This window comes from Klebsiella planticola (assembly GCF_000783935.2).
GTDB classification, from domain to species: Bacteria; Pseudomonadota; Gammaproteobacteria; order Enterobacterales; family Enterobacteriaceae; genus Klebsiella; species Klebsiella planticola.
The window spans coordinates 2,507,397-2,532,926 of record NZ_CP026047.1 but is presented as its reverse complement, the minus strand read 5'-3'; the positions used below and the strand labels follow the sequence as shown (position 1 = coordinate 2,532,926).

Annotated in this window: 23 protein-coding genes and 3 pseudogenes; 9 read left to right on the top strand and 17 right to left on the bottom strand. The window is 56.1% G+C overall.

The features are described 5' to 3' along the window. Positions 1 to 77: 77 nt before the first annotated feature. On the bottom strand, positions 78 to 1,109 hold the full coding sequence (locus MC50_RS12300; protein WP_032689526.1) for a LacI family DNA-binding transcriptional regulator: 1,032 nt from the start codon (positions 1,107 to 1,109) through the stop codon (positions 78 to 80). Between the two features lie 189 nt (positions 1,110 to 1,298). On the opposite strand from MC50_RS12300, the gene MC50_RS12295 reads away from it, so the two are divergent. The 5 genes from MC50_RS12295 to MC50_RS12275 are packed head-to-tail and all read left to right on the top strand — an operon-like array spanning position 1,299 to position 5,609. Beyond that, positions 1,299 to 3,044 carry a class I mannose-6-phosphate isomerase gene (locus MC50_RS12295; protein WP_047664014.1) on the top strand — a complete coding sequence of 582 codons (1,746 nt, stop codon included), beginning with the start codon at positions 1,299 to 1,301 and terminating at the stop codon, positions 3,042 to 3,044. A gap of 4 nt (positions 3,045 to 3,048) precedes the next feature. Next, positions 3,049 to 3,477 carry a PTS sugar transporter subunit IIA gene (locus MC50_RS12290; RefSeq protein ID WP_032689529.1) on the top strand — a complete coding sequence of 143 codons (429 nt, stop codon included), beginning with the start codon at positions 3,049 to 3,051 and terminating at the stop codon, positions 3,475 to 3,477. Positions 3,478 to 3,488: 11 nt separating this feature from the next. Further along, positions 3,489 to 3,983: a PTS system mannose/fructose/N-acetylgalactosamine-transporter subunit IIB gene (locus MC50_RS12285; RefSeq protein WP_047664010.1), complete on the top strand. Its 495-nt coding sequence runs from the start codon at positions 3,489 to 3,491 to the stop codon at positions 3,981 to 3,983. A 10-nt stretch (positions 3,984 to 3,993) separates the two neighbouring features. Beyond that, complete coding sequence (locus MC50_RS12280) at positions 3,994 to 4,791, top strand: PTS mannose/fructose/sorbose/N-acetylgalactosamine transporter subunit IIC (protein WP_004857742.1); 798 nt, start codon at positions 3,994 to 3,996, stop codon at positions 4,789 to 4,791. Then, entirely contained in the window at positions 4,791 to 5,609 is an 819-nt protein-coding gene (locus tag MC50_RS12275) for a PTS system mannose/fructose/sorbose family transporter subunit IID (protein ID WP_032697237.1), read from the top strand. Before MC50_RS12280 ends, MC50_RS12275 begins: the two co-directional genes overlap by 1 nt. Positions 5,610 to 5,724: 115 nt before the next feature. Here the strand turns inward: MC50_RS12275 and MC50_RS12270 are convergent, their stop codons facing one another. The 3 genes from MC50_RS12270 to MC50_RS12260 form a co-directional block, all read right to left on the bottom strand. Further along, the gene (locus MC50_RS12270) at positions 5,725 to 6,507 is read right to left on the bottom strand and encodes a glucose-6-phosphate isomerase family protein (protein WP_032689534.1); all 783 of its coding nucleotides are present in this window, start codon (positions 6,505 to 6,507) and stop codon (positions 5,725 to 5,727) included. Further along, positions 6,494 to 7,063, bottom strand: a complete 570-nt coding sequence (locus tag MC50_RS12265; RefSeq protein ID WP_032689535.1) for a glucose-6-phosphate isomerase family protein — start codon at positions 7,061 to 7,063, stop codon at positions 6,494 to 6,496. The genes MC50_RS12270 and MC50_RS12265 overlap by 14 nt, the downstream gene beginning before the upstream one ends. Positions 7,064 to 7,180: 117 nt before the next feature. After that, positions 7,181 to 7,810 (bottom strand): serine-tRNA(Ala) deacylase AlaX, encoded by a 630-nt coding sequence (locus MC50_RS12260; RefSeq protein ID WP_046853112.1) that lies wholly within the window; start codon positions 7,808 to 7,810, stop codon positions 7,181 to 7,183. Positions 7,811 to 7,904: 94 nt separating this feature from the next. On the opposite strand from MC50_RS12260, the pseudogene MC50_RS12255 reads away from it, so the two are divergent. After that, a pseudogene (locus tag MC50_RS12255) lies at positions 7,905 to 8,552 on the top strand (LysR family transcriptional regulator); the annotation flags it as partial. 243 nt (positions 8,553 to 8,795) lie between these two features. Here the strand turns inward: MC50_RS12255 and MC50_RS12250 are convergent. Next, complete coding sequence (locus MC50_RS12250; protein WP_000427614.1) at positions 8,796 to 9,800, bottom strand: IS110-like element IS5075 family transposase; 1,005 nt, start codon at positions 9,798 to 9,800, stop codon at positions 8,796 to 8,798. 67 nt (positions 9,801 to 9,867) lie between these two features. Here MC50_RS12250 and MC50_RS12245 point away from each other — a divergent pair. Further along, positions 9,868 to 10,179, top strand: a pseudogene (locus tag MC50_RS12245) (LysR substrate-binding domain-containing protein); the annotation flags it as partial. Here the strand turns inward: MC50_RS12245 and rihC are convergent. The 7 genes and pseudogenes from rihC to MC50_RS28830 all read right to left on the bottom strand — a co-directional run. Beyond that, positions 10,140 to 11,054 carry a ribonucleoside hydrolase RihC gene (gene rihC, locus MC50_RS12240; RefSeq protein WP_032689537.1) on the bottom strand — a complete coding sequence of 305 codons (915 nt, stop codon included), beginning with the start codon at positions 11,052 to 11,054 and terminating at the stop codon, positions 10,140 to 10,142. The pseudogene MC50_RS12245 and the gene rihC sit on opposite strands and share 40 nt — an antisense overlap. A 66-nt stretch (positions 11,055 to 11,120) precedes the next feature. Continuing rightward, a complete protein-coding gene (ispH, locus tag MC50_RS12235; protein ID WP_032689538.1) occupies positions 11,121 to 12,071 on the bottom strand; it encodes a 4-hydroxy-3-methylbut-2-enyl diphosphate reductase in 951 nt (316 codons plus the stop codon). Between the two features lies 1 nt (position 12,072). Beyond that, positions 12,073 to 12,522, bottom strand: a complete 450-nt coding sequence (fkpB, locus tag MC50_RS12230) for an FKBP-type peptidyl-prolyl cis-trans isomerase (protein WP_032689539.1) — start codon at positions 12,520 to 12,522, stop codon at positions 12,073 to 12,075. 118 nt (positions 12,523 to 12,640) lie between these two features. Beyond that, positions 12,641 to 13,141 carry a signal peptidase II gene (gene lspA, locus MC50_RS12225; RefSeq protein ID WP_032689540.1) on the bottom strand — a complete coding sequence of 167 codons (501 nt, stop codon included), beginning with the start codon at positions 13,139 to 13,141 and terminating at the stop codon, positions 12,641 to 12,643. After that, the gene (gene ileS / locus MC50_RS12220; protein WP_032689575.1) at positions 13,141 to 15,957 is read right to left on the bottom strand and encodes an isoleucine--tRNA ligase; all 2,817 of its coding nucleotides are present in this window, start codon (positions 15,955 to 15,957) and stop codon (positions 13,141 to 13,143) included. Before ileS ends, lspA begins: the two co-directional genes overlap by 1 nt. 44 nt (positions 15,958 to 16,001) lie before the next feature. Further along, a complete protein-coding gene (gene ribF, locus MC50_RS12215) occupies positions 16,002 to 16,940 on the bottom strand; it encodes a bifunctional riboflavin kinase/FAD synthetase (RefSeq protein ID WP_004857719.1) in 939 nt (312 codons plus the stop codon). A gap of 7 nt (positions 16,941 to 16,947) precedes the next feature. Continuing rightward, positions 16,948 to 17,151, bottom strand: a pseudogene (locus MC50_RS28830) (DUF2575 domain-containing protein); the annotation flags it as partial. Between the two features lie 119 nt (positions 17,152 to 17,270). Here MC50_RS28830 and rpsT point away from each other — a divergent pair. Next, complete coding sequence (rpsT, locus tag MC50_RS12205) at positions 17,271 to 17,534, top strand: 30S ribosomal protein S20 (protein ID WP_003018940.1); 264 nt, start codon at positions 17,271 to 17,273, stop codon at positions 17,532 to 17,534. A gap of 62 nt (positions 17,535 to 17,596) precedes the next feature. On the opposite strand, the gene nhaR is transcribed toward rpsT, so the two are convergent. The 4 genes from nhaR to dnaK all read right to left on the bottom strand — a co-directional run bounded on the left by nhaR (position 17,597) and on the right by dnaK (position 23,085). Next, positions 17,597 to 18,496 carry a transcriptional activator NhaR gene (gene nhaR, locus MC50_RS12200; protein WP_032689541.1) on the bottom strand — a complete coding sequence of 300 codons (900 nt, stop codon included), beginning with the start codon at positions 18,494 to 18,496 and terminating at the stop codon, positions 17,597 to 17,599. A gap of 52 nt (positions 18,497 to 18,548) precedes the next feature. Then, positions 18,549 to 19,721, bottom strand: a complete 1,173-nt coding sequence (gene nhaA / locus MC50_RS12195) for a Na+/H+ antiporter NhaA (protein WP_032697235.1) — start codon at positions 19,719 to 19,721, stop codon at positions 18,549 to 18,551. A gap of 223 nt (positions 19,722 to 19,944) precedes the next feature. After that, a complete protein-coding gene (gene dnaJ, locus MC50_RS12190) occupies positions 19,945 to 21,081 on the bottom strand; it encodes a molecular chaperone DnaJ (protein ID WP_032697234.1) in 1,137 nt (378 codons plus the stop codon). A gap of 87 nt (positions 21,082 to 21,168) precedes the next feature. Next, positions 21,169 to 23,085: a molecular chaperone DnaK gene (gene dnaK, locus MC50_RS12185; protein WP_004857708.1), complete on the bottom strand. Its 1,917-nt coding sequence runs from the start codon at positions 23,083 to 23,085 to the stop codon at positions 21,169 to 21,171. Between the two features lie 439 nt (positions 23,086 to 23,524). Between dnaK and satP the strand changes: the two genes are divergently transcribed. Continuing rightward, positions 23,525 to 24,091: an acetate uptake transporter gene (satP, locus tag MC50_RS12175; protein WP_004857706.1), complete on the top strand. Its 567-nt coding sequence runs from the start codon at positions 23,525 to 23,527 to the stop codon at positions 24,089 to 24,091. A gap of 47 nt (positions 24,092 to 24,138) precedes the next feature. On the opposite strand, the gene MC50_RS12170 is transcribed toward satP, so the two are convergent. Continuing rightward, positions 24,139 to 25,449: an MFS transporter gene (locus MC50_RS12170; protein ID WP_047664003.1), complete on the bottom strand. Its 1,311-nt coding sequence runs from the start codon at positions 25,447 to 25,449 to the stop codon at positions 24,139 to 24,141. Between the last annotated feature and the right edge of the window lie 81 nt (positions 25,450 to 25,530).

The window sequence follows — 25,530 nt, the reverse complement described above, 5'->3', positions numbered from 1 at the left end:
CTGTAAAACACCGATAATTAGAAATTTATGACAAACGGCGTTCGATATCAGTAAAAACTATACGCCGGCGTCGTTTCTCACTCGCCCGGAGCGTTAACCCTGTGCCGAAAACCACAGGATTCGCGGACCACCAGCGCCGGCGGCAAAATAATGCGTTTCGGCGGTTCATCATTGCCCTGAATGCGGCTATACAGCAGTTCGCCAGCTTTGCGGCCAATCTCCTTCGCCGCCACCGAAACGGTCGTCAACGCCGGCTGAACCAGCGCGGCTTCGGTAATATCGTCAAATCCCACCAGCGCAAAATCACGGCCCGGCTCACGCCCGGTTTTACGCAGCGCCTGCATCACGCCCAGCGCGACAATGTCCTGGTAACAAACTGCGGCCGTGATTTGCGGATAACGGGTCAGCAGCGCTTCGGCCACTTTCGCGCCGTCGATCTGGCTGGCCTGGGCCGTGACGATCCACTCCGGCCGCGGCGAGAGCCCGCTCTCGAGGAGCGTACTGGTGAATCCGCCAATACGCTGTGCCCGAGTACCAGAACTCAGGCTGCCGCCGATAAAGGCAATCTGTCGGTGGCCCATTTTCAGCAAGTGCGCCGTGGCCATCTGCGTGCCGAGAAAGTTATCGGTACCGACAAAATCAAAATCCGGATCGCTGAGTGGGCGCACCACCATAATGGCGGGAATATTGCGTCTTTTCAGCGCATCAAAAAATGAGGCCGGCGTTTCCCGCGCCGCGCACAGCACCATGCCGCAGGCGCTATTGCGCATCAGCGAGTCGACAAACTTTTGCTGCCGCTCGCCTGACTCTTCGCTGTTTGCCAGGAATAACAGCAAATCATGCCGCTCCATTTCATGGCTTAAGCCTGCCGTCATCTCACCGTAAAACGGGTTGGTGATGTCATGCAGCAGCAGTCCAACCTGGTTGCTGCTGCGATTACGCAGATTGGCGGCGGTCTGATTGTAGACATAGCCAGTTTCATCCAGCGCCTTCAGCACTCGTTCGCGCGTAGCTTGCGAAATCCGCCCGCGGTTACGCAATACCATCGAAACGGTGGCCGTAGATACTCCTGCCCGTTCAGCCACCTGTGCCAGCGTCACTGTTGTCATGATCTCTCCCGTTCGTTTACCGAAGGTTAATCGAATAACCTAAAAATTACATTTTTCCTTGTGACAGGACTCACAATAACGCCCATTTTGTCGCTTTACTTGCGCATTATGGCGGGTTAATCGCGTTAACCACACTATCAAAATAAGGTTAATCGATTAATCTTTATTTAGCCAATACGGAGACAGATAATGCAAACGACCTATGATAAATTCCCTGAAGTGACGGTTCAGGGTTATGACGACCAGGCCTGGCAGGGCTGGGAATCCCTCTCTGCGACGCTTCGCCTCAGGGCTTCAGCCGCCTCCAGAACCGTGCTGGTTGTGGACTGCTATCCCGGCGTCCGGCTTGACGAACTGGAGCAGCGACTGCTGCCGTCGCTGAACGCTACGCGGGTGCTGAACGTCGAATCCGCCCGCCGCGATGAACAGGCGCTCCACGATTTGCTGGCGCGTAACCTGACCGACGACCGTGTTTTTGGGGTCCTCTCCTGTCATCATCTGGAAGAGTTTTTTAACGCCGACAAGTTACATCAGTTGCGCCAGCAGGTCGATGCCGTGACCGAAGGCCTCATCGTTATTTATGGTCCCGGCGCCGCGCTCGTTCATCCGGGCGATGTGCTGGTCTATGCCGATATGCCGCGCTGGGAAATTCAGCAGCGCATGCGCCATGACGGCCTCGGGAACTGGGGGGCGGACAACCAGGACGAGGACATCCTCCGTCGCTATAAGCGCGCCTTTTTTATCGAATGGCGCGTCTTCGATCGCCACAAAACGCCGCTGCTCAAACGCGCCGACTATCTGCTCGATACCACGCAAAAAGAGGCGCCGACGCTGGTCAGCGGCGAAGCGCTGCGCGCCGCCCTCCAGCAAACCACCACCCGTCCGTTCCGCGTCGCCCCGTTCTTCGATCCCGGCATCTGGGGCGGCCAGTGGATGAAACAGCAATTCGATCTCGATCCCGCCGCGCCCAATTACGCATGGTGTTTTGATTGCGTGCCCGAGGAAAACAGCCTGTTTCTGCGCTTTGGTCAGGTGCGGATCGAGATCCCCTCACAAAACCTGGTTTTACTTCATCCTCGCGCGCTGCTTGGCGAGAAGGTTCACGCCCGGTTTGGCGCTGAATTTCCCATCCGCTTTGATTTTCTCGACACCATCGGCGGCCAGAACCTGAGCTTCCAGGTTCATCCCGTCACCGAGTACATCCAGCAGCAGTTTGGTATGCACTACACCCAGGATGAAAGTTATTACATTCTCGAAGCGGAACCACACGCGGTGGTCTATCTGGGAACCAAAACCGGAACCGAACCGCAGGCGATGCTGGACGATCTCAAGGCCGCGGCCCGCGGGGAAAAAACCTTCGACGATGCCCGCTTTGTTAACCAGATCCCGGCCCGTAAGCACGATCACTTCCTGATCCCTGCCGGCACGGTTCACTGCTCGGGCAGCGGCACGATGGTCCTCGAAATCAGCGCCACGCCGTACATTTTTACCTTCAAGCTGTGGGACTGGGGACGTTTAGGTTTAGATGGCCTGCCGCGCCCCGTCCATCTGGAGCACGGGGAGCAGGTTATCGACTGGCAGCGTGACACCCGCTGGGTTGCCGACAACCTGGTAAACCAGGTCGAACCCGTGGCCGAAGGCGAAGGCTGGCGTGAAGAACGGACCGGGATGCACGAGCGTGAATTTATCGAAACCCGCCGCCACTGGTTCACCGCGCCGGTGACTCATCATACTCAGGGCGGGGTGAACGTTCTCAACCTGGTCGAAGGTGATGAGGCCATCGTTGACAGCCCGAGCGGCGCCTTCGCGCCTTTCGTCGTCCACTATGCCGAGACCTTTATTATTCCCGCCGCAGTGGGCGAGTATCGTATTTCACCGTCGGGCAAAGGCACAGGACAGCCGCTCGCCACCATTAAAGCCTGGGTAAGAGGATAAGCGCATGATCAACGTAATAGTTGCCACCCACGGCCCGCTGGCGAACGCCCTGCTTGCAAGCGGCCGCATGGTTTACGGCGAATTACCACATGTTTTCGCCGTGACGCTCGACGAGCAGGCTGGCATTGAAGGCTTCAGACAGGATTTCGCCCGCACGCTGGCCAGCGCCGGACAAAACGCCGATGGCGTGCTGGTGCTGTGCGATATGCAAAGCGGTACGCCGTGGAACATCGCCTGCCAGCACGCGTTTTCCACTCAGACGATCCCCCCGGTCGCCGTCGTGGCGGGGGTCAATTTCCCGATGCTGCTGCAAAGCGACGAGGTTCACCATTTAACGGATGTGCACGATGCTGCCGCACAGCTGCTGGCGTTAACCGTACCGACACTGGTCATGGCTGCCCCGACGATATCCGTTCAGTCCGATGATTTTTAAAGGAAACCGCTATGAGTATCTCTTTTGTACGTATCGACGACCGCGTTATTCATGGGCAGCTCGTGACACGCTGGGCCAAAGAGCTGCCCTGCGATGGTATCGTCGCCATTGACGACGCCGTCGCGGCCGATCCGCTGCTCTCATCAGTGATGAAAGGCGCGGTCCAGGACACCAAAGTCTGGCTGTTCGATACCGCGACAGCTATCGAAAAATTGCCCAAAGTGATCGCCAGCGATAAGCGTTACTTCGTGATTGGCAAATCCCCCGTTACGCTCCAGCGCATCGAAGAAGCCGGTATCAGCCTGAAAAATGCCAACGGCAAAATTAACGTTGGTCCAATGAGCGCCCGCGCCGATACCCGAACCATTGGCCCGAATCAATCGGTCAACGCGGAGGAGATAGCCGCCTTTGACTGGCTGGTGCAGCACGGACATTTTGTTGAGTTCCGCCTGGTCCCGGATGCCGGCTGTTACAGCTGGCAGGACGCCCGGCAGAAGCTGAAATAAGGAGCGGATGATGATTATCGAAGCGACATTGATAGGCTTTCTTTGCTATCTGGGCGCCCTCAGTAGCCCCTGGCTTTTAGGGCTGACCGGCGGCTGGTATCTGATCACCCGGCCGCTGGTTTCCGGCATGCTGGTCGGGCTTATTCTCGGCGATGTGAAAACCGGCATTATGATCGGCGTGGCGGTCCAGGCCGTCTATATCGCCATGGTGACACCGGGTGGGTCGATGCCGGCCGACCTTAACTTTGTCGCTTACCCGGCCATCGCCCTCGGGATCCTGTCAGGAAAAGGGCCGGAAGTGGCGGTAGCGCTGGCGGCCACCATCGGTATCGCCGGGACCATTCTGTTTAACGCCATGATGGTGCTGAACTCTTTCTGGAACCATCGGGCCGATGTTGCGCTGGATCGTGGCGACGAACGCGGAATTTATCTCAACAGCGCCATCTGGCCCCAGGCCACGAACTTCGTTTTACGCTTCGTACCGACTTTTATCGCCGTCTATTTCGGTGCGCAGTACATCAGTAGTTTTATGGACAGTTTGCCCAAAATCATTCTGTCGACGATGAATGTGCTGGGCGGCATTCTGCCTGCGGTGGGGATCGCTATCCTGCTCAAACAGATCATCAAAAACTACACCATGCTGATCTATTTTCTCGTCGGTTTCGTCTGCATCGTCTTTTTAAAGCTCAATATGGTCGCGCTGGTGATCGTGGGCTCGCTGCTGGCGCTAATCCATTACAACTACAAACCGGAGCCGCAGCAGAGCACTGGCGCAAAACCGGTCGTCGATGATGAGGATGAATTCTGATGGAAGAACGTACCCTGACCCGCAAAGACCTGCGCCGCTGCTGGCGCGCGTGGATGATGCACAACCTGTCCTCAATGAGCTTTGAACGCCTGGAATCCTTCGGCTTTTGCCTGAGCATGCTGCCGGTGGCGAAAAAACTCTATCCCGATGCCGCCCAGCGCACCGAAATGCTGCGCCGTCACGCATCGTTCTATAACACCGAGCCGCAGATCGGCGCGATCGTCAATGGTATGGCGCTGGGGCTGGAGGAGAAAAAAGCCAACGGCGAACCGATCGATGGTGAAACGATCAATACCCTGAAAGTCGGCCTGATGGGGCCGATCGCCGGGATCGGTGATTCAATGATCCCCGGCATGCTTATCCCGATTTTGCTGAGTATCGGTATGGCGCTGGCGGCCGGCGGCAGCATTCTCGGGCCGCTGTTCTATACCGTCGCCTGGCTGGGCATCATTATTCCCGGCTCGTGGTTTCTGTTTCTCAAAGGCTACAAAATGGGTTCCGGATCGGTAGAGATGCTGGTCAGCAGTCAGTCTACTCGCCTGCGTGAAGCCTTGTCGCTACTGGGTGTTTTCGTCATGGGCGGCGTTGCGGCAAGCTACGTTAAACTCGCAACCGGGCTGGAATTCGTCACCAAAGACGGGGTCAATATTCACGTTCAGCAGATGCTGGATGGCATCTTCCCGCAGCTGCTGCCGCTGGTGGTGGTGCTGGGGACGTGGTATTTGATGGCCAAACGCGGGGTTTCACCGGTAAAAGCGATGGTGCTGCTGCTGGTACTGGCCGCACTCGGCGTGGTGAGCGGTCTGTTTGCCGGCTGATATCGGATGGTGTTGTGAAAACGTCCCGCTCGCGTCGCGCAGAGCGGGGCGAACGCAGCGGATCGCGTGAAGATCCGCCCAACGTCAAAAAAACCGGGGCTATGCCCCGGTTGTGCTATGGATGGAAATTCCGCCATAGTTCCGCCGTCTTATCCGGACGGGAGATAAACTGGAAGCGGGCAGGATCGTCAATAAACTGCTGATAAACTGGCGCGGAGGTAATGCCAAACTCCGTATACTGCCGGGGGGTAATAGCCTGCAACCGCCCGGGAATATAGTGCGAATTATGCAACCAGATAATCTGTTCATCCTGCAGCAGCGGATACCAGGCCAGCCCTTTTCGGGCGCGCACGGCATCATATTCAAAACCGTACTCGCGATCGCACCATGCGCCAAAAGTTAAGGGTTCATCCTGGCTCGCCGAAATGGTGGCATGCCCCCAGCCGGGCGGTACCAGTACCTTTTCTCCCGGCCCGGCGATGACCGCAAAGCAGCGTCCGGGGTCGTCCTCCACGTACTCTTGCATGTAGATGATGGCTTTCCCCTGCCAGATTTCATACAGCTCCGGCGGCGACCAGCCGCTGTGCTGGCTGATGCGATGGACATGTCCCTGACTGCGAATCGGTTCTTCCCCCAGTCGCCCGGCGGCATAGGTCACCACGCCAAACAGCAGCATCCGTTTTTTCAGCTCTTCACGATCCTGCATCCGCGCCACATCCATGGCGATGGCATACACCTCCTCCGGCCCTTCACAGTGGGGATCGCGCAGCGAAGCGCGAATCTGATCGAGACGACGGATTTCCGGCATCGGTCCGGTGACATCATTGCCGTAGCTAAAACCCAGAGGCCGCTGATGAATCGCCATATCCAGCCCGTAACAACCGTCAGATTTCGCCATTCTGCACCGCCTTGACCTGGAGAGTCCGATTCTCTTCAAAGACCCGCAGCGCAAAGCCGTTTGCCAGCGCAGCGTAATCGTGTCCCGCCACGCCGGGCCAGACCGCCAGCGCGGAAAGCGTATCGCCACCGGTATTAATCAACCGGTGCGCGGTAAACCCCGGAATAATATGTACTGACCCGGCAAAAACCTGCTCAAAGCGCGCTTGTCCTTGCTCATCTTGCAGCAGCAGTAAACCACTCCCGCGCAGACCAAAGTAGACTTCGCCTTGTTCACGACGGGCATGGAAATGCCCGCGGGTCATAAAATACTCGTTGCCCACCTTCCCGGGATAAAGATGGGTGACGCCGGTATACAGCGCCCCTTCCGCTGAAGAGGTATCAAGCATTTCCACATCATAAACGACCAGCTCGCCCACCATTCCCTGACGCGCGCGCTCATCGGCGAATACCCGCGCAAGATCCGCAATGCGCGTTGATTTACGTAACAACGGGCCATCGGCAAGTGCGCCGCTGGCCCAGACCACCTGCGGTGGCTGAATAAAGGAAGGATTCATATTTGTCTCCGGCCCGAGGAGAACAACAGGATCAGATTAGCAGATTAATCGATTAACCTCAGAGGGGCCGGGCGACTTTGTAACTGATATCACACAAAAGTTCGGCAGCGTCGCCGCTCACTCCAGCGTATAACTTACGATCAGCTGGCCTTTTTTGATTTTCACCTGGGTGATCGTCACCACACCCAGCTCAGACAGGCTGGCAACATGCGTTCCGCCGCAGGGATAGGCCGGTAATGGACCAAACTTGACCTGCCGCAGCCCATCCTCATAAGCCAGATGCCGCGGCAGATTTTCCGCTTGCCAGCCCGCGATCGTCGCCAGAAGCGCGCTGGCCTCCGGCACGATGGCGGGCGCGGTGGCGGTGAAAGTTATCCGCCCTTCTCCAGGCCAGTGGTGCGCTTTGATGGGATGCCAGCCGGCGCCTTCGCCCGCCAGGCCGATCAGATGTCCCGCAGAGTGCAGCCGCGAATGCAGACGCCGGGCAGCGTCATCCACCCGAATCGTCACCTCTCCAGGCGGCAGCGGTTGTGCGACAATGTGCATGACGCTGTCGCCTCGCGCCACCACGCCTTCAACGGCAATACCGTCAATCCAGCCGCGGTCGGCCGGTTGCCCGCCGCCCTGCGGGTGAAACAGGGTCTGGTCCAGCTCAATGGCATAGCGGCCGTCGGCTTCGGCCAGGCAGCTCAGTACCCGCGCGCGGCCTTCGGTCGCATCGCTGGTGTAATAAAGACGTTCAGTCATGGGGTTGTCCTCTTCTCTGTCAGGACAGTATATTGATATTACGCATGACGATAATCCCGTCATCCATCAATGCACTTTTGCTTTATGGGCACAAATGAATCTCAATTTACTCCCCGACCTTGCCCTGTTCGTGCAAATTGTCGACCAGGGCAGTTTTTCTGCCGTCGCCCGCCTTTCCGGGGCAACGCCTTCGGCGGTCAGTCGCAGCGTCTCGCGACTGGAACACGAACTGGGCTGTAAGCTGCTGCACCGCAGCACGCGTAAATTACGCCTGAGCGATGCCGGAAAAACGGTGTATGCGCACGCGCAGGAGATGCTGGAATCGGCGCGCCTGGCGATGGACTCCGCCAGCAGTACGCAGGAGGTGGCGCAGGGAAAACTGACCCTCAGCGTGCCAAAAGCCGTCGGGCGTTTTGTGATTCACCCGTTGATGACGGAATTTCTCACCCGCTACCCCGGCGTGGACGTCTGTCTGCGGCTTGAGGACCGCTATCTGGATCTGATTGATGATGGTATTGATCTGGCGCTGCGTATTACCCACAGCCCCTCTCCCGGGCTACACGGCAAGCCGCTGATGCCGGTGACCCACGTGATCTGCGCCACAGCGGACTATTTGCTGCAGCACGGCACGCCGCAAACGCCGGCAGAGCTGCGCGCCCACAGCTGCATCAGCCTCGGCGAAACGCCGGCCGACTCACGCTGGAAATTCCGACGGGCGGGTAAAACGGAATCTATGGTCACTCCCGTTTTTGCAACACCGATTTTGACGACAAGTTGGCTTGCTTGAATCTATCCGGCGTCTGAATGGGATTTTATTCCCGCGCCTCGATGAGTTCCGCGCCTGATGAACCTCCAGAAAATATACGGCTTCAATGAGCCTTTCCGTTTTACAGGTTCCTCAACAGGCCGGTGGGCCGTTAGTATCATCAATATCAGTATTCGCAAAACCAGATGAATGATTGTTTAAACTGGTGTATTTCTGCCTTTATGCTTCGTAAGTTTGCTGTCGCGCCGTCAGTGCCCAGGCTATTCTGGCCAGCTTGTTTGCCAGAGCACAGGTGACGACAAAGTTGCTTTTCCGACACAACAACTCCCTGACCCAGTCGGCCAACTTGCCAGACTGGTGTTCCAGTTTTTGTATGAATACCCTGGCACACTGAACCAACAAAGTTCGGATCTTTTTGTTGCCCCGCTTGCTAATCCCTAACAATGTCGTCCGACCTCCCGTGCTGTACTGTCGGGGTACCAGCCCTGTTGCCGCCGCAAAGTCACGGCTGCTGGCGTACTGCTTCCCGTCGCCAATCTCAGTTGAAATAGTACTGGCAGTCAGCGTTCCAACGCAGGGAATACTCAGCAAGCGCTGTCCAACCTCATCTTCGTCCAACTTTCGTTTCAACTGAGATTCCAGATCTTTAATCTGCTCAACAAGATAGTGATAATGCTGTTGTAATTTCAGCAGTAACTGGCTGAGATAAAGAGGCAAACTACTGTCCTCAAGAAGGGTACTCAGTCGACTAATAACGGCAGCACCTCGCGGAACGCTGATACCAAATTCCAGCAGAAAAGCATGCATCTGATTAGTTGTTTTCACCTTATCCTGAACCAGGGATTCACGGACACGATGCAGAGCTCGCATTGCCTGCTGAGATTCGGTTCTGGGCTGCACGAAACGCATAGATGGACGTGATGCTGCTTCACAGATAGCTTCAGCATCAACGAAGTCATTTTTGTTGCTTTTAACGAATGGGCGGACAAATTGCGGTGATATCAGCTTTGGAAAATGCCCTAACTCTGCCAGCTTGCGTGCCATAAAGTGAGAACCGCCACAGGCTTCCATCGCGATGGTTGTTGCCGGGCATGTCGCCAGAAATTCGATTAGCTTTGGTCGGGTGAATTTTTTACGGTAAACGGCCTTCCCACGATGATCCTGACAATGAATATGGAAAGAGTTCTTACCCAGATCGATACCAATAAGCGCAATGTTTTCCATGATGGTTCTCCGAATGAAAGCCTGTCCTCAGCATAGTACTGGGAAGGAGGGAGTGACCATCTCATTAACTATCCAGACTCACGGACGCTACGCCGCCAACCATACTGCCGTACGCCTTGATGCGGTGAAGCAGCATTTAGGTATCGGCAGCCTGCCGCTGTTTACCGCTCGCGACGCGCTGGCCCGGGGCGATATCGTGCAGGTTCTGGCAGAATGGGAGTTTATCAGTAGCTATAGCGGACAGCTGTGGCTGCTGTGGTCGGGCAATAAACATATGCCCGCCAGAATGCGGGCCATGATTGATTATCTGAGCGAGAAAATTGACGGTCGCCAGGCCGCTTACGGCGCCAGGGCCAACACTTCCGCCACCCAGCGCTGAAAACCGCCCACATCCAGCTCCAGCGCAACGCGAGCGTTCGCCGGCTGCCCGAGCCGCCCTTCGATATCGACGACGGTGGTACCGGATGTCCAGGTCCCCTGCGTTTCCACCGCCACAAAGCACGGTTGTAGGGTAAACAGCTCGGGGCGCACCAGCCAGGCAATGGCGCACAGGTCATGCATACGTAGCCCGCTGCTCATGCTGCCGCTGCGATAATGGCTGAACAGCGCGTGGAGCATCTTTCCGGTGTTGTTCAGCGCGGGCAGCGTGGCGAGGTACTCCGGCGTCAGCATCGCCCGGTTCGTCACGTCGAGACCGCACATCACGATCTCCAGACCGCTGCGAAATACGCTGGCCGCGGCTTCCGGGTCGATAGCAATATTGAACTCCGCATTGGGCGTGAAGTTACCGCGCCCGGCAGAACCGCCCATGATCACCAGCCGGCGAATATTAAAGCGACATTCCGGATACTGCGTCAGGAGCAGCGCAATATTGGTCAACGGACCAATCGCCACCAGCGTAATGGGCTCCTGAGCATGCATCAGCGCGTCGCGAATGGCCTGAAAGGCCGGTTTCGGCAATGGCTGGCAGTCATGCTCGACAAAATCATACCCTTCCATACCGGACTCACCGTGCACGGAGGCCGCATCGCGCAGCGGGCGCAAAAGCGGCATCGACGCCCCTTGAGCCAGCGGAACCTTCGCCTGCCAGAAATGCAGTAGCTGCAGGGCATTACGGGTGGTTTTTTCCACCGACACGTTCCCCGCCACCGTCGTCATCAGCTGCAGATCGAGCTCGGGGGCAAACAGCGCAGCGGCGATCGCCGCCGCGTCGTCAATGCCGGGATCGGTATCAAGAATGATCGGTAAGCGCATCGTTTCTCCCAAAAAAAATGCCAGACGTTAAGTCTGGCATCTTCTCACATTCGCTGGCGAAAGAACTTAGTCTACTTCACGGACATCAACCCGCAGCTCTTTCGGTACTTCGAAAACGATATTCTCTTCACGCCCTTCCAGCGGGACGGCTTCTCCACCGCCCAGCGCCTGCAGACGCGCAATCACGTTCTGCACCAGAATATCCGGGGCCGATGCGCCTGCGGTCACGCCAACGCACGCGGCCTCTTTGACCCACGCTTCCTGAATATCCGTCGCGTCGTCAATCAGATAGGCTGCTTTCCCCATCCGCTGAGCGAGCTCCGCCAGACGGTTGGAGTTAGAGGAGTTTTTCGACCCCACCACCAGCACGACATCGGCCTGTTCCGCCAGCGCACGCACCGCTTCCTGACGGTTGGTGGTTGCGTAACAGATATCGTCTTTGCGCGGCCCGACGATTTTTGGGAAGCGTTCGCGCAGCGCGTCGATCACATCCGAAGTGTCATCTACCGAGAGGGTGGTCTGCGTCATAAACGACAGCCGGGCGTCGTTTTTCACCTCCAGCTTCCAGACGTCATCGGGCGATTCTACCAGATACATTCCCCCTTCCGGGTTGCTGTACTGGCCCATCGTCCCTTCGACTTCCGGGTGACCGGCATGGCCAATCAGGATCGACTCTTCGCCACGACGACTGGCGCGGGCAACTTCCATATGCACTTTGGTCACCAGCGGACAGGTCGCGTCAAAGACCGTCAGATCGCGGTTTTTCGCTTCATTACGCACCGCCTGAGACACGCCGTGCGCGGAGAAAATCAGGATCGCGCCATCAGGCACTTCGCTAATCTGTTCGATAAAAATGGCTCCGCGCTTGCGCAGGCTATCGACCACATAGCGGTTATGCACCACTTCATGACGCACATAGATCGGCGCGCCGTAGAGCGTCAGCGCGTTTTCGACAATGCTGATAGCGCGGTCAACGCCGGCGCAGAAGCCGCGCGGGTTAGCCAACAGGATCTGCATTTCACTCCTCCAGCGCCGGATCGATTTCCAGCACTTCAATATCAAAATGGACGGTGCGCCCGGCCAGCGGGTGGTTGAAATCCACGGTGATCGAATCGCCGTTCACTTCACGAATCACGCCGGGCATTTCGCTGCCATCCATTGCGGTAAAGAGCATAATCGCGCCAATTTCCGGCTCTCCCGCATCGATAAATTCACGACGGGAAAAATACTGGATAAGATCCGGGCTTGGCACGCCAAACGCGGCATCGGGCTCCAGCGAAAATACCTTTTTCTCACCCTCTTTCAGACCCAGAAGCTGTTGTTCAAGACCTTCAGACAGAGAGGTGTCGCCAAGGCGAAACAGGGCAGGTTTGCCGTTATTGCGGGTGGATTCAGCCGTTGAGCCATCATCCAGTTTCAGCGTGAAGTGAACGAGGATCGCGCTGTTGCTCTGTACGGATTTAGACATGCAAATTGCTCGCTTGTTTTGGCCCGCCTGTTTGCCCGGTGACGCTACGCTTACCGGGCCTACGGAAGGGCACAAATTCTGTAGGCCGGGTAAGCGCAGCGCCACCCGACATTTACATTTACACCGGCTCTTTCGCCGAAGGTTTTGGCAGGAAGCCTTCCAGCACAATCAGCGCCGCGCCGATACAAATTGCGGTATCGGCGAGGTTGAAGGTAGCGAAATGCCAGTCCCCGACGTAGAAATCAATCATATCGACGACAAAACCATGCCATAGCCGATCAAACAAATTCCCCAGCGCGCCGCCAATAATCAGCGCGTAGGCAATGTTGTTCAGCTTTTGCGTGGCTTTTGAGCGATACATCAATACCGCCAGAATCACGCAGATACCGATGGCAATGCCGGCAAAGAACCAGCGCTGCCAGCCGCCGCTATCGGCAAGGAAACTAAAAGCCGCGCCATAGTTACGCGCATAATGCAGATTAAGCGACGGGAACAGCGATACCGTATCCCCCAGAGCAAAGTTCTGGAGGATCAGGAATTTACTGCCCAGGTCAATAATCAGCACGGCTACAACGACCCAAAGCCAGCGTAGCCCCGTTGAACAGACAGATTTACTCATCAGGCAAACTTACGTTTTTCGCCGTCACCGGCGACGTTGCTGACACAGCGACCGCAGATTTCCGCGTGTTCCGCCACCTTGCCGACATCGCTGGTATAGTGCCAGCAGCGTGGGCATTTCTCGCCTTCGGCTTTACTCAGCACGACTTTCAGACCTTTCAGCAGTTCACTCTGCCAGGCATCCGCCGGCGCCTGTGCATAATCGGCAACCGTCGCCCCGGAGGTCAACAGGACAAATCGTAATTCGCTGCCCAGCGCGTTCAGCTTCGCGGCCAGATCGGCATCGGCATACAGCGTGACCGCCGCTTCCAGAGAACCGCCCACCAGCTTGTCGGCACGCGCCTGCTCGATGACCTTGTTGACTTCGCCACGTACCTGCAGCAGGTCGTCCCAGAAGTCGTCGTTCATCGCTTCGTCATCGGCCAGGCCGAACAGACCTTCATACCACTCACCGGTGAAGACGTATTTCTCGCGGGAACCCGGCAGGTAGCCCCAGATTTCGTCTGCGGTGAAGGACATGATCGGCGCCATCCAGCGAACCAGCGCTTCCACAATATGGAACAGCGCGGTCTGGCAGCTGCGACGCGCCACGCTGTCCGCTTTCGCGGTGTACTGGCGATCTTTGATGATGTCGAGATAGAACGAGCCCATTTCGATGGAGCAGAAGCGCATCAGGCGCTGCACCACTTCGTGGAAATCATACGATTCGTAGGCCTTCAGGATATCTTCCTGCGCCGCTTGCGCGCAGCCTACCGCCCACCGATCGAGCACCACCATCTCTTCCGGTTTCACCATATCTTTGACCGGATCGAAACCGTTAAGGTTCGCCAGCAGGAAGCGTGCGGTGTTACGGATACGACGATAGCTGTCGGCAGCACGTTTAAGGATCTCGTCAGAGACCGCCATTTCGCCGGTGTAATCGGTAGACGCGACCCACAGACGCAGGATATCCGCGCCCAGTTTATTCATCACATCCTGCGGAGAGACGGTGTTACCGATGGATTTGGACATTTTACGTCCCTGACCATCTACGGTGAAACCGTGCGTCAGCACCTGGCGGTACGGCGCTTTGCCCTTCATCGCCGTGGAGATCATCAGCGAGGACATGAACCAGCCGCGATGCTGGTCAGAACCTTCCAGGTACATATCGGCGGCGTGACCGGAGAATTCAGGGCGTACGTCAACAACGGAGGAGTGGGTAGATCCGGAATCGAACCACACGTCCAGGGTATCCGGCACTTTCTCGTAGTTGTCCGCGTCAGCGCCCAGGATGTCGCGGGAATCGAGATCCCACCACGCCTGAATGCCGTCAACTTCAACGCGCTTCGCCACTTCTTCCATCAGTTCCAGGGTATTCGGGTGCAGTTCCTGCGTCTCTTTGTGCACAAACAGAGACATCGGCACGCCCCAGGTACGCTGACGGGAGATACACCAGTCAGGACGGTTAGCGACCATGGATTCGATACGCGCCTGGCCCCAGTCCGGGATCCACTGCACGCCTTTGATCTCTTTCAGCGACTGCGCGCGCAGACCTTTCTGATCCATGCTGACGAACCACTGCGGGGTCGCACGGAAGATGATCGGCGACTTGTGACGCCAGCAGCACGGATAGCTGTGCTGCATTTTCTCAACGTGCAGCAGCGCACCGCTTTCGCGCAGCATTTCGACGATGATGTCGTTGGCTTTAAAGACGTTAATACCGTCCAGCGCCGGATAGGTCCCTGGCAGGTAGGAACCGTCCGGGCCGACCGGGTTGGCAATTTCCAGGCCGTATTTCTGGCTGATGGTGTAGTCGTCCGGACCGTGGCCGCCGGCGGTATGGACCGCACCGGTACCCGCATCCAGAGTGACGTGATCGCCGAGGATGGCCGGTACGTCGAAGTCGAGGAACGGATGCTTAAAGCGCATCAGTTCCAGTTCATCACCTTTCACCGCCGCCAGGATGGTGTAATCCGCAATACCCGCGCGTTTCATCACGCTTTCAACCAGATCTTTCGCCAGGATCAGCGCCTGGCCTGCGACCTGCACCAACGCATAGTCGAATTCCGGCGACAGGGAGATGGCGCGGTTGGCTGGCAGGGTCCACGGGGTGGTGGTCCAGATGACCAGTGATACCGGGCCGGTGACATCGGCAACGCCGAATTTCGCCAGCACAGCGGCTTTGTCTACCGCGTGGAACGCTACGTCGATAGAAGGAGACGTTTTGTCGTAATACTCGACTTCCGCTTCAGCCAGCGCAGAACGGCAGTCGACACACCAGTGCACCGGCTTCGCGCCTTTGTGCAGGTGGCCGTTACCGATGATTTTACCCAGCGCACGGATAATGTTGGCTTCGGTTTTGAAGTCCATGGTCAGGTACGGACGCGACCAGTCGCCCAGTACGCCCAGGCGGATAAAGTCTTTACGCTGGCCGTCGATCTGCTCAGCGGCATATTCGCGGCACTTGGCGCGGAATTCAGCAGCGGTGAATTTCTCACCCGGCTTGCCATATTCCTGCTCCACTTTCAGCTCGATCGGCAGACCGTGGCAGTCCCAACCTGGAACGTAAGGCGAGTCATAGCCCGTCAGTCCTTTGGACTTAACGATAATGTCTTTCAGAATCTTGTTAACCGAGTGACCAATATGAATGCTGCCATTCGCATAAGGAGGGCCATCATGCAGAATGAAGGTTTTTTTGCCTTTTTTCGCTGCACGGATGATGCCGTACAGGTCATCATCGGTCCAACGCGCCAGCATTCCCGGTTCGCGCTTGGCGAGATCGCCACGCATCGGGAACCCTGTTTCCGGCAAATTCAGGGTGGATTTATAGTCACTCATCAGATTCTCGGTTCCGTATTTCGGTTTGATAAACACCAACAGGCTTATGCCTGCCTGGCCAGCCCAAAGAACTCGCGGGCCGTTAACTCATCACGTGCAATTTGCGCTTTCAGCTCATCAAGCGACGCAAATCGCTGCTCGTTACGTATTTTTTTACGCAGTATTACATCTATATGGCGACCATAAAGGTCCATTACAACGTCCAGCAAATGCACTTCCAGCTGCTGGCGAACGCCAGCAACCGTTGGACGGGTGCCAATGTTGGCGACGCCCACCAGCGGTTTGTCGCCCAGTCCTGTCACTTCCACCGCATAGACCCCTTTTACCGGGGAAACCTGACGACGTAGCGGTAAGTTCGCCGTCGGAAAACCAATAGTGCGCCCCAGCTCATCGCCGTGGACCACGCGTCCGGAGATCGTAAAGGGATGGCCCAGCAGGTTTTCCGCCTGCACAAGGTCGTCATCCGCTAGCGCCTGGCGCACCGCCGTGCTGCTGATACGTACACCGCCCTCGCAGAAAGTTTGGGTGCTGGTTACGTCAAAACCGTATTCCGCCCCGGCTTTCTGTAATAACAAGAAATCCCCCTGGCGACCAGCGCCAAAGCGGAAATCATCACCCACAGCAAGGAACTGCACGCCTAAACGGCGCACCAGCAGTTCGCTGATAAAATCCTGGGCGGTCAGGGCGGCGAAGCGGCGGTCAAAGCGCACGCACAGCACATAGTCGACGCCGCTTTCAGCCAGATAGCTCAGCTTTTCCCGCAGACGCGTTAAACGGGCTGGCGCCTTATCGGCGGCAAACAGCTCCAGCGGCTGTGGTTCGAAAATCATCACCACCACCGGTAAACCACGCTGGCGGCCCTCGGCGCGCAAACGCTGCAGCAGCGCCTGGTGCCCGCGATGTACACCGTCAAAATTACCAATGGTCAGCACGCACCCGTGCGGTGCCTGACTGAGATTATGTATGCCGCGTATCAGCTTCATGTCTGGCTCAAAACAGTGAAAATCGTCCGAGTATACCTTGTACAACTGACGACGTTAACCAGCGATTGCACCTCTTAACCGAAAGATCCCGGGAATTCATCAACTCAGCGCGGGAATGCGGCAAAAACTACCCGGGCCCAGCGATTTTTATGGTGGAAAGGCTGTATTCGCCAGCAACAAGCTGGTAGAATCTTGCGCCATCACTACGTAATAAAGCGTCGTTGTTTTAAGCGGCGCTTATTTGCACAAATCCATTGACAAAAGAAGGCTAAACGGGCATATTCCTCGGCCTTTGAATTGTCCATATAGAACACATTTGGGAGTTGGACCTTGGCTAATATCAAATCAGCTAAGAAGCGCGCCGTTCAGTCTGAAAAGGCCCGCAAGCACAACGCTAGCCGTCGCTCTATGATGCGTACTTTCATCAAGAAAGTATACGCAGCTATCGAAGCTGGCGACAAAGCTACTGCACTGAAAGCATTTAACGAAATGCAACCGATCGTGGACCGTCAGGCTGCTAAAGGTCTGATCCACAAAAACAAAGCTGCGCGTCATAAAGCAAACCTGACCGCTCAGATCAACAAACTGGCTTAATCGCCTGCTTGTTATCGCTTTGTAAAAAAACCCGCGAAAGCGGGTTTTTTTATGCCTGTCAGTTACGCCTGCGGCGTCGTGAAGAGTGACGAATAGTCGCGATTGCAAATCCGTTGCACCGCCGGATGCTGAATCATTCTTTCGGCAAAAATGGCGTGATACTCCTCCATCACATTCTCCATCCGTCCGATCTCAATAATCGTCTCATCCTGATAGAAGTCATGCGCGTAAAGCGTCGGCGCGACAAAAATCGCATTATGCGCCGCACCGAACGCCTTCATCAGCGCCGCATCATCAAACTCACCAAGAATCTCGACCTTCAGCCCCTGCGAGTTGAACCAGTTCAGAAGCTTGCGTCCCAGCATCGAGCGCCGGCCGGGGATCAGCAGACGACGCTCCTCCAGACAGGCGGGGAACGGTTTTTCCGGCGGCGGGTTCATACACCAGAAGCTCACGCTGCACTCGCCGATACGCACAGAGAACAGCCCTTCCTGCTGGGTGGAATCGATGGGGCAGTCTGAGATGATCATATCGAGCTTGTGCTGGCTGAGCTGCTCAAGCAGCATTTCGTGGGTCGACTCAAAGCAACGCAGATGAATCTGTTCATTATCCACTACCGCCGCATCCAGCACCCCGCTCACCAGCCTTTTCGACAAAGCATCGGCAACACCGACATCGAACAGCAGGTTAGACTCTTTGCGGTAGTTCACAATATCGAGCATCTCCTGACTCAGCGTGAACATGCGGTCTGCATAGCGGAACACCAGCTCGCCCAGTTCACTCGGCTCCAGCCCCCGCCCTTTGCGTTTAAACAATTTTCCCTGCAAACGCTCTTCAAGCGCTTTGATTTGCCCGGTAATGGTCTGCGGCGTCAGGAACAAAGCCTCCGCGGCGCCGACAACAGAACCTTCTTTGTAAACGTGCCAGAAGTAATACAGGTGGTTGTAATTAATATGCGACATGTTTCTCTCCCTGATAATGCCAGGGGAGCCCTTGCAGGCTCCCCATCGAATGTTAAGCCGTCGTGGTATCCGCAATACGCCTGCGTAGTATCATATACCCGGTCACGGCCGACAGAACTGATCCAATCAGGATGCCTAGCTTGGCCCAGTTGATTAAGCCAGGATTAACGCTGCTGAAGGCCAGACTGGCGATGAAAATCGACATCGTGAAGCCAATCCCGCACAGAATACCGACCGCCACTATCTGCTTGCAGGTCGTCCCTTCCGGCAGCGATGCCCATTTCAGTTTTAACGCCAGCCAGCAGAACAGGCTGATACCCAGCGGTTTGCCGATAAACAGCCCGGCAATAATCCCCAGCGGCAGCAGTGACGTCAGTCCTTCAATCGTTACGCCTTGCAGCGAGACGCCTGCGTTAGCGAAGGCGAAAAGCGGCAGAATCAGGTAAGCCACCCACGGATGCAGGACATGCTCAAGCTGCTTAGCCGGTGATTTACCGCCCTGCTCCTTCAGCGGGATCATAAAGCCAACGATCACCCCGGCTAACGTCGCATGAACCCCGGACTTCAGGACCGCAGTCCATAGCACCGCGCCGACCAGGATATAGATACCGGTGCGTCGGACGCCGCAAAGATTGAGCGCGACCAGCACGGCAATCGCCCCTGCCGCCACGCCCAGCGACAGGACGGAAAGGTCGCTGGTATAAAACAGGGCAATGATGATAATGGCGCCCAGGTCGTCGATAATCGCCAGCGCCATCAGGAAGATTTTCAACGCCGGCGGTACGCGACTGCCCAACAGCGCCAGCACTCCCAGCGCAAAAGCGATATCGGTCGCCGCCGGAATCGCCCAGCCCTCGCGGGTAATCGGATCCTGAGCATTAAACGCCAGGTAGATCAGCGCCGGGACAATCATCCCACCTAAGGCCGCCACGACCGGGAAAACGGCCTGACGGCGGCTGGCCAGCGCCCCCTGAATCATCTCACGCTTCACTTCCAGGCCAATCAGCAAGAAGAAGACGGCCATGAGCGCATCGTTAATCCACAGCAGCATGTTCTTATTGATTTCCAACGCGCCCACACGCAGCTGAACGGGTGTTTCCAGAAAGGAGTGGTAAATACCGCTGGTTGCGCCAGTATTAGCCAACAGCATAGCCAACGCGGCCGCGAAAATGAGGATAACGCCCCCTGAAGCATCGCTACTGAAAAAACGCTGCAGATGTTTCACTTTTACTCTCTCTATAAGGCTAATTCATCGATGAAACTATTCTAGTCGCCATAACACTTCGAAAAAATAAGATTATTATTGCGTTATAGCTCGATTTTTACGATATAAAGCAAACGGCAAAGCGCGACTCTGACCGGAGGGATTCAGCCATCATTAACAGATAGCGGGCTGGAAACAAAAAAGCCACTTTAACAATAAAGTGGCTTTTCAGAATCGCAGTAGATTAGCGCGTCAGGTCGTCGAAGAATTTCTTCACGCCATCAAAGAAACTTTTGGAGCGCGGGCTGTTTTTTTCACCCGTTGGGCCGCCAAAACTTTCCTGAAGATCCTTCAGCAGCTGTTTCTGTTTTTCATTCAGCCCTACCGGCGTTTCAACCACCACGCGGCACAGCAGATCGCCCTGCGCGCCACCGCGTACGGATTTCACCCCTTTGCCACGCATGCGGAAGAGCTTACCGGTCTGCGTTTCGCCAGGCACTTTCAGATTGACGCGGCCATCCAGCGTCGGGACTTCAATCTCGCCGCCGAGGGCAGCCATGGTGAAGTTGATCGGCACTTCGCAGTACAGGTTATTGCCTTCACGCTCAAAGATAGCGTGCTGCTTAACCTGGACCTGAACGTACAGATCGCCCGCCGGAGCGCCGTGCTCACCCGCTTCGCCTTCGCCTGAAAGACGAATACGATCGCCGGTATCCACACCCGCCGGGATTTTGACCGACAGGGTTTTGGTCTTCTCGACCCGGCCGTGACCGTGGCATTTGTTGCACGGATCTTTAATCAGCGTACCGCGTCCCTGACAATGCGGACAGGTTTGCTGAACGGCGAAGAAGCCCTGACGCATCTGCACCTGACCGGCACCGTGACAGGTTGGACAGGTTTGCGGTTTGCTACCGGCTTTCGCGCCGCTGCCGTGGCAGACGTCACACTCTTCCAGCGTCGGGATGCGAATCTCTTTAGTCACGCCGCGAACGGCTTCTTCCAGCGTCAGCTCCATGTTGTAGCGCAGGTCAGCGCCACGCGCCGCACGCTGACGGCCACGACCGCCGCCAAAGATATCGCCAAACACGTCGCCAAAGATATCGCTGAAATCTGCACCGCCGCCAAAACCACCGCCGCCGCCGCCCATGCCACCTTGTTCAAAGGCGGCGTGGCCGTACTGATCGTAGGCCGCACGCTTCTGGTCATCAGTCAGGATTTCATACGCTTCTTTAATTTCTTTAAACTTCGCTTCGGCTTCTTTATCACCCTGGTTACGGTCCGGGTGATATTTCATGGCCAGGCGCTTGTAAGCCTTTTTGATTTCACGCTCTTCCGCTGTTTTGGAAACGCCCAAAATCTCGTAATAATCTTGCTTTGCCATTGGTGTTTTTCAGCCCCTTAACATGCGTGCACGGGCGGAGAGGAAACCTCTTCGCCCGTGCCAGTGTTTTACCCGTTCAAAGGGCGATTATTTTTTGTCTTTCACTTCTTCAAACTCGGCGTCAACGACATCGTCGTCTTTCGCGTTGCTTTCAGAAGCTTCAGCACCGCCAGCCTGCTGCTGAGCGTGTTGCTGCTGAGCAATTTCCATCAGCTTCTGGGAAGCCTGAGCCAGCGCCTGCATTTTCGCTTCGATGTCCGCTTTGTCTTCACCTTTCAGCGAAGTTTCCAGCGCGGTCAGCGCAGACTCGATGGCAGTTTTGTCGTCAGCCGGCAGTTTGTCGCCCGCTTCTTCAACCTGCTTACGCGTGCTGTGCAGCAGATGGTCGCCCTGGTTACGGGTCTGAACCAGCTCTTCGAACTTACGGTCAGATTCAGCGTTCGCTTCCGCATCACGAACCATTTTGGCGATCTCTTCTTCGTTCAGACCAGAAGAGGCTTTAATGGTGATTTTCTGCTCTTTACCGCTGTTTTTGTCTTTCGCGGACACGTGCAGGATACCATCAGCATCGATGTCGAAGGTGACTTCGATCTGCGGCATACCGCGCGGTGCCGGGTTAATCCCATCCAGGTTGAATTGACCCAGTGATTTGTTATCGGAGGCGCGTTTACGCTCACCCTGAATCACGTGGATGGTTACCGCAGACTGGTTGTCTTCTGCAGTAGAGAACACCTGGCTATGCTTGGTCGGGATAGTGGTGTTTTTGTTGATCAGCGCAGTCATCACGCCGCCCATGGTTTCGATACCCAGCGACAGCGGGGTAACGTCCAGCAGCAGAACGTCTTTAACTTCACCGGTCAGTACACCACCCTGAACCGCAGCGCCGATCGCCACAGCTTCATCCGGGTTAACGTCTTTACGCGGCTCTTTACCAAAGAACTCAGCCACTTTCTTCTGCACCATCGGCATACGAGTCTGACCACCGACCAGGATAACGTCCTGGATGTCAGACACGGAGAGACCAGCGTCCTGCAGAGCAACTTTCAGCGGCTCGATAGAACGGTTAACCAGGTCTTCAACCAGGCTTTCCAGTTTCGCACGCGTCACTTTGATGTTCATGTGTTTCGGACCGGTGGCATCTGCAGTGATGTACGGCAGGTTCACGTCGGTCTGCTGAGCGGAAGAAAGCTCGATTTTCGCTTTTTCAGCCGCTTCTTTCAGGCGCTGCATGGCCAGCGGATCGTTACGCAGGTCAATGCCCTGATCTTTCTTAAACTCATCAACGAGGTAGTTGATCATACGGCTGTCGAAGTCTTCACCACCCAGGTGGGTATCACCGTTGGTTGCCAGAACTTCGAAGGTTTTTTCGCCGTCAACTTCGTCGATTTCGATAATAGAGATATCGAAGGTACCACCACCGAGGTCGTAAACCGCGATAGTACGGTTGCCGACTTCTTTATCCAGACCGTAAGCCAGTGCAGCGGCGGTTGGTTCGTTGATGATACGTTTGACTTCCAGACCTGCGATACGGCCGGCATCTTTCGTTGCCTGACGCTGAGCATCGTTGAAGTATGCAGGTACGGTGATAACCGCTTCAGTTACCGGCTCACCCAGGTAATCTTCAGCCGTTTTCTTCATTTTTTTCAGCACTTCAGCAGAAATCTGCGGCGGTGCCATTTTCTGACCTTTCACATCAAGCCATGCGTCGCCGTTGTCGGCGCCGATGATTTTGTACGGCATGATGGATACGTCACGCTGAACTTCTTCGTCCTGGAAGCGGCGACCAATCAGGCGTTTAATCGCAAACAGGGTGTTTTGCGGGTTTGTCACTGCCTGACGTTTAGCCGGCTGACCAACCAGAGTTTCACCATCCTGGGTATAAGCAATGATAGAAGGCGTGGTGCGATCGCCTTCGGCGTTCTCCAGCACACGTGCAGTAGTGCCATCCATAATCGCTACACAAGAGTTGGTAGTACCCAGGTCGATACCAATAATTTTACCCATCTAAACGTCTCCACTAAAAATTCGATCAACATGTGGTTGTAAACCTGTAATAAGGGCGAAACCTATGGTTTCAACTGCCCAGACATCATTTTTTTCAGGTTCATTCACTGCGGTTGACTACAAGATGGGGTCGCCCACCGCTTCCTCAAGGGGGCAAGCAAAAAAATTTTTCACTTTCTTGCCGGGTAAAGAGAGGAATAAAGAAGGCAGACTGAATAAACCGGTAAAAAAGCGGCTTTTATCGATAACCCGCGTCCCGCCGGGCGCCCCGTCCCCGCCTGCCGATAGCGAACGATCGCCATTTATCCGCGCCAGCGTAAATTGGCGAAAAATACCCCGCCAGATCATAGACAGTTACCCTGCGCCTCATTATGATGCCGCGCCCCGCCCCCGAGTGGCGGGGTAATGCTTCCCTTTCTAATCATTATTCTGAGGAATTATGGGCAACACTAAGTTGGCTAATCCGGCACCGCTGGGCCTTATGGGCTTCGGCATGACCACTATTCTGCTTAATCTGGCAAATAGCGGCCTGTTCGCGTTTGATGTAGCTATCCTGGCGATGGGCATTTTTTACGGCGGTATTGCGCAGATTTTCGCAGGCCTGCTGGAATTTAAAAAAGGTAATACCTTTGGTTTAACTGCTTTTACGTCCTACGGCGCCTTCTGGCTGACGTTGGTCGCTATTCTTCTCATGCCGAAAATGGGCCTGGCAGAAGCGCCTGATGCGCACTTCCTGGGCATGTACCTCGGTCTGTGGGGAGTCTTCACGTTGTTTATGTTCTTCGGTACTCTGAAAGCCGCACGAATGCTGCAATTCGTTTTCCTCAGCCTGACCGTTCTGTTTGCGCTGCTGGCAATCGGCCACCTGGCAGATAATGAAGGTCTGGTAAAAATCGCGGGCTGGATTGGTTTAGTCTGCGGCGGTAGCGCTATTTATCTGGCGATGGGTGAAGTACTGAACGAACAGTTTGGTCGCACCGTACTGCCGATCGGCGCACCTCATTGATAAAAGATACCCTCGTCCCGACGGGCGAGGGTATTGCTCGCGGAACGTTAAGGCAGGCGCTGCAACTCCCCTCCTGCGGCAGCCACTTCACGGTCCATCCCCTGGCGCAGCCAGATCCCTAATCCCAGCCCCATCAGCGAAAGTGCCAGCACGTACCATGCAGGTGCCATCGGCGAAACCCCCATCAGCATGGTCACGGCAATCGGCGTCAGGCCGCCAAAAATGGCGTAAGAGACGTTATATGAGAAGGAAATGCCGGTAAAGCGAACCTCCGCCGGGAAAGCGTGCACCATGACGTAAGGCACGGCGCCCACAACCCCAACGCACAATCCCACCGTGCCATACAGCAGGAACAGCTGCTCGGGACTGCTGCCGGAAAGGTGATAGAACGCCCAGCTGGAGACCGCCAGGAGCAAACTGCCGACGATGAAGGTGCGACTGGCGCCAAAACGATCCGCCGCCAGCCCTGCCAGCAGACAACCGATGCAGAGCATAATGGTGGCAATACTGTTGGCCTGCAGGGTGGTTGCCGGGGCAAAACCGTAGTGCTTTTGTAGCCAGACCGGTGACATGAGGATCACCACCACCACGCCGGCGGATAACAGCCAGGTCAGCAGCATGGAGACCACCACCGCTTTCTGGTGTTTCAGCACCACCGATTTGACCGGCAGCTCCTGCGCTAACGCCTTACGCTGCTGCATTTCGAGAAATATCGGCGTCTCCTGCAGCCAACGACGCAGATACATGGCCACCAGACCAAATACGCCGCCTAACAGGAAGGGAATACGCCAACCGCCGTCGTGAATCCCCTGTGGCGTCAGGCTGGTATTAATCAGCGTCGCGACCACCGATCCCAGCAGAATGCCAACCGTCAGGCCGGCAGTGAGGGTGCCGCAGGCGATACCAATGCGCTTTTCCGGCACGTGTTCGGCGACAAAAACCCAGGCGCCGGGGACCTCCCCTCCGATAGCCGCCCCCTGCAGAATGCGCATCAGCAACAGCAGCAGCGGCGCGGCAATGCCTATCGACGCGTAGGTCGGCAGCAGACCAATCGCCAGCGTCGGCAATGCCATCAGCAGAATGCTCAGGGTGAACATCTTCTTGCGCCCGACCAGATCGCCGAAGTGGGCCATGATAATGCCGCCCAGTGGACGCGCCAGGTAGCCCGCGGCAAAGATGCCGAAGGTCTGCACCTGGCGCAGCCATTCCGGGATGTCCGCCGGGAAGAACAGTTCGCCAACGACGGCGGCGAAGAAGACAAAGATAATGAAATCATAAAACTCCAGCGCGCCGCCAAGGGCGGCCAGCGTCAGGGTTTTATAATCTTGTCGATTCAGAGGTCGAGTATGTTGTGACATAACGAGCAATTCATCCAGAGGTGTGTAGGTGTCATCACGGAATGTGTAAAGTAAAAAACACTATATCGTAAATAAAACGGC

Excerpts from the sequence above, each read along its gene's own strand:
- MC50_RS12300 (WP_032689526.1), bottom strand. The coding sequence starts at position 1,109 with ATGACAACAGTGACGCTGGCACAGGTGGCTGAACGGGCAGGAGTATCT.
- fkpB (WP_032689539.1), bottom strand. The coding sequence starts at position 12,522 with ATGTCTAAATCCGTACAGAGCAACAGCGCGATCCTCGTTCACTTCACG.
- satP (WP_004857706.1), top strand. The coding sequence starts at position 23,525 with ATGGGCAACACTAAGTTGGCTAATCCGGCACCGCTGGGCCTTATGGGC.
- ribF (WP_004857719.1), bottom strand. The coding sequence starts at position 16,940 with ATGAAGCTGATACGCGGCATACATAATCTCAGTCAGGCACCGCACGGG.
- MC50_RS12275 (WP_032697237.1), top strand. The coding sequence starts at position 4,791 with ATGGAAGAACGTACCCTGACCCGCAAAGACCTGCGCCGCTGCTGGCGC.
- MC50_RS12170 (WP_047664003.1), bottom strand. The coding sequence starts at position 25,449 with ATGTCACAACATACTCGACCTCTGAATCGACAAGATTATAAAACCCTG.
- MC50_RS12285 (WP_047664010.1), top strand. The coding sequence starts at position 3,489 with ATGAGTATCTCTTTTGTACGTATCGACGACCGCGTTATTCATGGGCAG.
- nhaR (WP_032689541.1), bottom strand. The coding sequence starts at position 18,496 with ATGTCGCATATTAATTACAACCACCTGTATTACTTCTGGCACGTTTAC.
- dnaJ (WP_032697234.1), bottom strand. The coding sequence starts at position 21,081 with ATGGCAAAGCAAGATTATTACGAGATTTTGGGCGTTTCCAAAACAGCG.
- MC50_RS12260 (WP_046853112.1), bottom strand. The coding sequence starts at position 7,810 with ATGACTGAACGTCTTTATTACACCAGCGATGCGACCGAAGGCCGCGCG.
- MC50_RS12250 (WP_000427614.1), bottom strand. The coding sequence starts at position 9,800 with ATGGAAAACATTGCGCTTATTGGTATCGATCTGGGTAAGAACTCTTTC.
- MC50_RS12270 (WP_032689534.1), bottom strand. The coding sequence starts at position 6,507 with ATGGCGAAATCTGACGGTTGTTACGGGCTGGATATGGCGATTCATCAG.
- MC50_RS12295 (WP_047664014.1), top strand. The coding sequence starts at position 1,299 with ATGCAAACGACCTATGATAAATTCCCTGAAGTGACGGTTCAGGGTTAT.
- dnaK (WP_004857708.1), bottom strand. The coding sequence starts at position 23,085 with ATGGGTAAAATTATTGGTATCGACCTGGGTACTACCAACTCTTGTGTA.
- MC50_RS12290 (WP_032689529.1), top strand. The coding sequence starts at position 3,049 with ATGATCAACGTAATAGTTGCCACCCACGGCCCGCTGGCGAACGCCCTG.
- rihC (WP_032689537.1), bottom strand. The coding sequence starts at position 11,054 with ATGCGCTTACCGATCATTCTTGATACCGATCCCGGCATTGACGACGCG.
- MC50_RS12280 (WP_004857742.1), top strand. The coding sequence starts at position 3,994 with ATGATTATCGAAGCGACATTGATAGGCTTTCTTTGCTATCTGGGCGCC.
- lspA (WP_032689540.1), bottom strand. The coding sequence starts at position 13,141 with ATGAGTAAATCTGTCTGTTCAACGGGGCTACGCTGGCTTTGGGTCGTT.
- ileS (WP_032689575.1), bottom strand. The coding sequence starts at position 15,957 with ATGAGTGACTATAAATCCACCCTGAATTTGCCGGAAACAGGGTTCCCG.
- MC50_RS12265 (WP_032689535.1), bottom strand. The coding sequence starts at position 7,063 with ATGAATCCTTCCTTTATTCAGCCACCGCAGGTGGTCTGGGCCAGCGGC.
- ispH (WP_032689538.1), bottom strand. The coding sequence starts at position 12,071 with ATGCAGATCCTGTTGGCTAACCCGCGCGGCTTCTGCGCCGGCGTTGAC.